Below are 6065 nucleotides of genomic sequence, written 5' to 3'. Positions count from 1 at the left end.
CAGCGAGAATCTGGCCCGGTGGATCTTCCAGCGACTGCAACCTGCGTTGCCGGGGCTCGACCAGGTGGTCGTGCACGAAACCTGCACCTCTGGGGCCAGTTATCGTGCTTCGGATGCGGCGTCGCACTAGGAAATAGTCGTACTTTCCAAGGCCCTATTGCGTGCTCCGTCACGTACTGAGGCATCCTGTCGCAGCCTCGTAGCTTGTTACGCCAAATCGCTCGCTGATATACTTTCACGGATCGAAACCGTGGCCCGTCGTTGACTCGGTGGCGCCTAGTGCGAAACCGTCACGGGAACCATCGCGTGCTTAACAGTCTTTCCGTCGGTCGTCGCCTGGCCTTGCGCCTCTTCATGTGGCAGGTTGCCGTGGCGGCGTTGATGGGTCTCGCATTCCTCGGGTTGGGCTGGCGCTATGCACTGGCCGCCTCGTTGAGTGCGCTGCTGATCGCTCTGGGCAACGCGCTTATGGCAGCGCGAACCTTCAGCGGATTGGCGGGAGGCGGCGTGATGCTGGGGCGTCTGATCGCGGGAATGATCCTTAAGTGGGTCGTGATCGTCGGTGGACTACTCGTGGTTCTGGTTCATTGGAAGCTGCCGCCGTTGGCTGCCCTGGCAGGCCTGGCGGCTGCGTTCGCGGTAAATCTGCTCGCATTCAGATTCAAGGGTTGAGGCATGGCAAGTGAACCGCAGGGCGGTGGTCTGACCGAATACATCCAGCATCACCTCGAGCATCTGGTGGTGACGACGCGTCCCGGCGCAGGCTCGTTCTGGGACATCCGCCTGGATACGATCATCGTTTCGCTCGTGCTTGGTGCGTTCTTCTGCCTGTGGTTCTGGCTGCTGGCGCGCAAGGCGAGCTCGGGCGTGCCGTCCAAGGCACAGGCGCTGGTCGAGATCATCGTCGAGTTCGTCGATACCCAGGTCAAGGACACCTTCCACGGTGACCGCCGCACGCTCACGCCGCTGGCGCTGTCGATCTTCATGTGGGTGTTCTTCATGAACGCGATGGACCTGCTGCCGGTGGATCTGGCCGGCTGGCTGGTCACCACCTTCCGCGGCCATGAAGTGGCTCATCACACGTATTTCCGCGCGGTCCCCACGGCCGATGTGAACACCACGATCGGCCTCGCGCTGTCGGTGTTCTTCCTCGTGCTGGCCCATGGGATCAAGGCGAAGGGCGCTGGCGGCTTCGGCAAGGAACTGCTCACCGCGCCGTTCCATGCCGAGGGCACGGTGATGAAAGTCGTGCTTTCGCCGTTCAATTTCCTGCTGAATGTCGTTGAATACCTGTCCAAGCCGGTATCGCTTGCCATGCGACTGTTCGGCAACATGTACGGCGGCGAGCTGGTCTTCATGCTGATCGCCGGTTTGATGATCAGCTGGATCGGTTTCGTGCCCGGTGTCCTGTTCAATACGGGCTGGGCCATTTTCCACATCCTTATCATCGCGCTGCAGGCCTACATCTTCATGATGTTGACCATCGTCTATATCGCGATGGCGCGCGAGCACCACTGAGCAAGGCAGCACCCGTCACTGCAGCACGATTTACAACCATTTTCGTTTCGTTTCGTTCTAGCCAACCCGCTATCGCATCGTAGGAGAGCACCATGGAATTCATCGCACACGTGCAGGCCCTGACGGCCATTGCCATCGGCATCATCATCGGCCTCGGTGCCCTGGGCGCCTGCCTCGGTATCGGCATCATGGGCTCGAAGTTCCTCGAAGCCGCTGCCCGCCAGCCGGAACTGGTCCCGCTGCTGCAGGGCCGCATGTTCCTGCTCGCCGGCCTGATCGACGCCGCGTTCATCATCGGCCTGGCCATTGCACTGCTGCTGGCGTTCTCCAACCCGCTGCTGGGCGTGCTCAAGGCCGCCACCGGCGGTTGATCCAGCGGGTTCACGCCACCGCGGCGGGCTTGCCCGTTGCGGTGGCCGCATCGTTAATGCGTTTCGGGAGATATCGGTAAGATCATGAATATCAACATGACCTTCCTGGGCCAGATGTTATCGTTCGCGATACTGGTCTGGTTTACTACCAAGTTCATCTGGCCCCAGATCAACGGCGCCATCGAGGAACGCCAAAAAAAGGTTGCCGATGGTCTGGACGCGGCCGAACGCGCGCGTGCTGAACTGAAGGACGCTGATGCCAAGGTTGCCGTCGAGATCAAGCAGGCCCGCCTGCAGGCCACCGAGATCATCGACAAGGCCCAGCAGCAGGCCAACCAGATCATCGACAAGTCCCGCGTGGATGCCATCGAAGAGATCAATCGCCTGAAGGCCGCGGCCCAGGACGACATCGCCTCGATGGCCCAGAAGGCCCGTGAGCAACTGCGCACCCAGGTAAGCCAGCTGGCCATCCGGGGCGCTGAGAAGATCGTCCAGCGTGAAATCGACCCGGCCTCGCACAAGGCCATGCTCGATCAGCTCGCGGCCGAGATCTGACCATGGCCCAGGCGCTCACCCTCGCCCGTCCCTACGCACGCGCGGCTTTCGAGACCGCGCATGCGGAAGGCAAGCTCGCCGACTGGTCGCGGGCGCTGGCATTCGCGGCCGCCGTCTCTGGCGACGCGCGCGTGCAGGACCTCCTGAACGACCCGCGTGTGCAACCGGCCCAGCTGGTCAGCCTGCACCTGCCGTCGGGCATGGAGGCCGGGGCGCCGTTCGGCTCGTTCCTGGCAGCCCTGGCGGACCAGCGGCGGCTGTCGCTGCTGCCGGAAGTCGAAGAGCTGTTCGACGAGTTGAAGCGCGAGTCGGAGCACACCTTGCTGGTCAAGGTGACCAGCGCGCTGGCGCTGGACGCCGCCCAGGCCGAAACGCTCAAGGCCTCGCTCAAGCGCCGCTTCAAGCGCGAGATCGAAATCGAGGCGCATGTCGACGCCGCGCTGCTCGGTGGCGTGGTGATCGATACCGGCGACGAAGTGATCGACGGCTCAGCGCGCGGCCGTCTGGCGCGCCTGGCCACGGCGCTGACGCACTGAACCCAGTTTCAAATTCCAGGAAACGACCATGTCCAGTACCACCCTGAACCCGTCCGAGATCAGCGAGCTGATCAAGAACCGCATCGAGCAGTTCAAGCTCGGTTCGGAAGCCCGCAACGAAGGCACTGTCATCAGCGTCTCCGACGGCATCGTGCGCATCCACGGCCTGGCCGACGTGATGCAGGGCGAAATGATCGAATTGCCGGGCAATGTGTACGCCCTGGCGATGAACCTCGAGCGCGACTCCGTCGGCGCCGTGGTGCTGGGCGATTACCAGGCGATCCGCGAAGGCGATACCGCCAAGACCACCGGCCGCATCCTCGAAGTGCCGGTTGGCCCGGGCCTGCTCGGCCGCGTGGTTGACGCGCTCGGCAACCCGATCGACGGCAAGGGCCCGATCGACGCCGCCGGCACCAGCGCGATCGAGAAGGTCGCCCCGGGCGTGATCTGGCGCAAGTCGGTCGACCAACCGATGCAGACGGGTTACAAGTCCATCGACGCGATGATCCCGATCGGCCGCGGACAGCGCGAGCTGATCATCGGTGACCGCCAGACGGGCAAGACCGCTGTCGCCATCGACGCGATCATCAACCAGAAGAACTCCGGCATTAAGTGCATCTACGTCGCCATCGGCCAGAAGCGCAGCTCGATTGCCAACGTCGTGCGCAAGCTTGAAGAGAACAATGCCCTGGCCCACACCATCATCGTGGTGGCCTCGGCGTCAGAGTCGGCCGCCCTGCAGTACGTGGCGCCGTATTCCGGTTGCGCCATGGGCGAGTACTTCCGCGACCGCGGCGAAGATGCGCTGATCATCTACGACGACCTCTCCAAGCAGGCCGTGGCCTACCGCCAGATTTCGTTGCTGTTGAAGCGCCCGCCGGGCCGCGAAGCCTACCCGGGCGACGTCTTCTATCTCCATTCGCGCCTGCTCGAGCGCGCTTCGCGCGTCAGCGAGGAATACGTGGAGAAGATGACCAACGGCGAAGTGAAGGGCAAGACTGGTTCGCTCACCGCGCTGCCGATCATCGAAACCCAGGCCGGCGACGTCTCGGCGTTCGTGCCGACCAACGTGATCTCCATCACCGACGGCCAGATCTTCCTGGAAACCGACCTCTTCAACGCCGGCATCCGCCCGGCCGTGAACGCCGGTATCTCGGTGTCGCGCGTCGGTGGCGCTGCCCAGACCAAGATCGTCAAGAAGCTCTCCGGCGGTATCAAGCTGTCGCTGGCCCAGTTCCGTGAGCTTGCCGCCTTCGCGCAGTTCGCCTCGGACCTCGACGCCGCCACGCGTGCCCAGCTCGACCGTGGCCAGCGCGTGACGGAACTGATGAAGCAGGCGCAGTACTCGCCGCTGTCCATCGCCGAACTCGGCGTGTCGGTGTTCGCGGCCGAGAAGGGCTACCTCGACGACCTGCCGGTCAACAAGGTGCTGCCCTTCGAGAAGGGCCTGCATGCCTTCATGCGCCAGAACCACGGCGAGCTGATGAGCAAGATCGAGAAGACCGGCGACTGGAACAACGACATCGAGGCCACCTTCAAGGCCGCGGCGGACGAGTTCAAGAAGACGGGTAGCTGGTAACTGATGCACCACCGGCGGGTTCGCCCGCCGGCGCGGTAAACCAACGAGACGGAAGAGCACATGGCCAGCGGTCGCGAAATCAAAACCAAGATCAAGAGCACGCAGAACATGCGCAAGGTCACGCGCGCGCTCGAAATGGTCTCGGCCTCGAAGATCCGCAAGGCGCAGGAGCTCATGAAGGCCTCGCGTCCCTATGCCAAGGCCATGCGCAAGGTCATCGCGCACGTCGCCCAGGCCAACACCGATTTCCCGCATCCGTTCCTCACCGAGCGGCCGAACGTCGGCAACATCGGCATCATCGTGGTCTCGACCGACCGCGGCCTGGCCGGCGGCCTCAACTCCAACCTGTTCCGCCGCACGCTCACCACCATCCGTGAGTGGCAGGACAAGGGCGCAGGCGTCGACGTCGTTGCCATCGGCCAGAAGGCCGTGCAGTTCTTCCGCCGGATCAAGGGCGTCAACCTGATCGGCACCGCCACGCACCTGGGCGAGAAGCCGCGGGTGGAAGACCTCGTCGGCGTGATCAAGGTCGTGCTGGACGCCTATACGGCGAACCGCCTGGACCGCGTGCTGCTGGTCTACAACGATTTCGTCAACACGATCGTGCAGAAGCCGACGGTGGAAACGCTATTGCCGCTGGATGTCGTGGCCAAGGAACTGGCGGCCCACGATTCGGGCATCAAGACCGAGCAGACGCACGACTGGGAATATATCTACGAGCCGGACGCGCGCACGGTGCTCGAGCACCTGCTGGGCCGTTACATCGAATCGATCGTCTACCAGGCGGCGCTGGAGAACCTCGCCAGCGAGCACGCCGCCCGCATGGTGGCCATGAAGGCCGCCTCCGACAACGCCAACAAGGTCATCGACGAGCTCACCCTCGTCTACAACAAGGCGCGCCAGGCGGCGATCACGCAGGAAATTTCCGAAATCGTCGGCGGCGCCGCGGCGGTCTAGGGCAACCCATCCACAGGCGACGCCACGGCGGCGCCGACACGTACACACAAAGATCCATCCGGAGCAGATCCATGAGCCAGGGCAAAGTTGTACAGATCATCGGCGCGGTCGTCGACGTCGAATTCCCGCGCGACCAGGTGCCGAAGATTTACGACGCACTCAAGATCGACGGTACCGAGATCACGCTGGAAGTACAGCAGCAGCTCGGCGACGGCGTGGTCCGTACCATCGCGCTGGGTTCCACCGACGGCCTGCGCCGCAACCTGGTGGCCCGCAACACCGGCGAAGGCATCAAGGTGCCGGTCGGCAGCGCCACACTCGGCCGCATCATGGACGTGCTCGGCAATCCCATCGACGAAGCGGGTCCGATCGGCGAGAAGGAAAGGTGGGTGATCCATCGCGCCGCCCCGTCGTACGACGACCAGGCCGCGGCCAACGAGTTGCTGGAAACCGGCATCAAGGTGATCGACCTGATGTGCCCGTTCGCCAAGGGCGGCAAGGTCGGCCTGTTCGGCGGCGCCGGCGTGGGCAAGACGGTCAACATGATGG

At 63.6% G+C, this 6065-nt stretch carries 8 protein-coding genes and 1 pseudogene; all 9 read left to right on the top strand.

The features are described from left to right. Positions 1 to 130: 6-pyruvoyl trahydropterin synthase family protein (locus VK519_RS15450; RefSeq protein WP_324351224.1), on the top strand; the 130-nt coding region annotated here is incomplete at its 5' end. Between the two features lie 176 nt (positions 131 to 306). Further along, on the top strand, positions 307 to 672 hold the full coding sequence (locus VK519_RS15445; RefSeq protein ID WP_324351222.1) for a hypothetical protein: 366 nt from the start codon (positions 307 to 309) through the stop codon (positions 670 to 672). A 3-nt stretch (positions 673 to 675) separates the two neighbouring features. Next, complete coding sequence (atpB, locus tag VK519_RS15440) at positions 676 to 1518, top strand: F0F1 ATP synthase subunit A (RefSeq protein WP_324351220.1); 843 nt, start codon at positions 676 to 678, stop codon at positions 1516 to 1518. A 92-nt stretch (positions 1519 to 1610) separates the two neighbouring features. Further along, complete coding sequence (atpE, locus tag VK519_RS15435; RefSeq protein WP_250626523.1) at positions 1611 to 1889, top strand: F0F1 ATP synthase subunit C; 279 nt, start codon at positions 1611 to 1613, stop codon at positions 1887 to 1889. A gap of 84 nt (positions 1890 to 1973) precedes the next feature. Then, positions 1974 to 2444, top strand: coding sequence for a F0F1 ATP synthase subunit B (locus tag VK519_RS15430; RefSeq protein WP_324351217.1), 471 nt, complete (start codon positions 1974 to 1976; stop codon positions 2442 to 2444). Positions 2445 to 2446: 2 nt separating this feature from the next. Next, a complete protein-coding gene (locus VK519_RS15425; RefSeq protein WP_324351215.1) occupies positions 2447 to 2980 on the top strand; it encodes a F0F1 ATP synthase subunit delta in 534 nt (177 codons plus the stop codon). Between the two features lie 28 nt (positions 2981 to 3008). Further along, entirely contained in the window at positions 3009 to 4559 is a 1551-nt protein-coding gene (gene atpA, locus VK519_RS15420) for a F0F1 ATP synthase subunit alpha (RefSeq protein WP_324351212.1), read from the top strand. A 60-nt stretch (positions 4560 to 4619) separates the two neighbouring features. Next, positions 4620 to 5516, top strand: a complete 897-nt coding sequence (gene atpG, locus VK519_RS15415; protein ID WP_324351210.1) for a F0F1 ATP synthase subunit gamma — start codon at positions 4620 to 4622, stop codon at positions 5514 to 5516. A gap of 71 nt (positions 5517 to 5587) precedes the next feature. Then, positions 5588 to 6065: pseudogene (locus VK519_RS15410) on the top strand (F0F1 ATP synthase subunit beta); the annotation flags it as partial.

It is taken from the genome of Pinirhizobacter sp. (assembly GCF_035317885.1).
In the GTDB taxonomy this organism is placed as follows: Bacteria; Pseudomonadota; Gammaproteobacteria; order Xanthomonadales; family Rhodanobacteraceae; genus Pinirhizobacter.
Note: the sequence above shows the minus strand (reverse complement) of the source record. Positions and strands in the feature narration are given on the sequence as shown.

Excerpts from the sequence above, each read along its gene's own strand:
- atpE (WP_250626523.1), top strand. The coding sequence starts at position 1,611 with ATGGAATTCATCGCACACGTGCAGGCCCTGACGGCCATTGCCATCGGC.
- atpB (WP_324351220.1), top strand. The coding sequence starts at position 676 with ATGGCAAGTGAACCGCAGGGCGGTGGTCTGACCGAATACATCCAGCAT.
- VK519_RS15430 (WP_324351217.1), top strand. The coding sequence starts at position 1,974 with ATGAATATCAACATGACCTTCCTGGGCCAGATGTTATCGTTCGCGATA.
- VK519_RS15425 (WP_324351215.1), top strand. The coding sequence starts at position 2,447 with ATGGCCCAGGCGCTCACCCTCGCCCGTCCCTACGCACGCGCGGCTTTC.
- atpG (WP_324351210.1), top strand. The coding sequence starts at position 4,620 with ATGGCCAGCGGTCGCGAAATCAAAACCAAGATCAAGAGCACGCAGAAC.
- atpA (WP_324351212.1), top strand. The coding sequence starts at position 3,009 with ATGTCCAGTACCACCCTGAACCCGTCCGAGATCAGCGAGCTGATCAAG.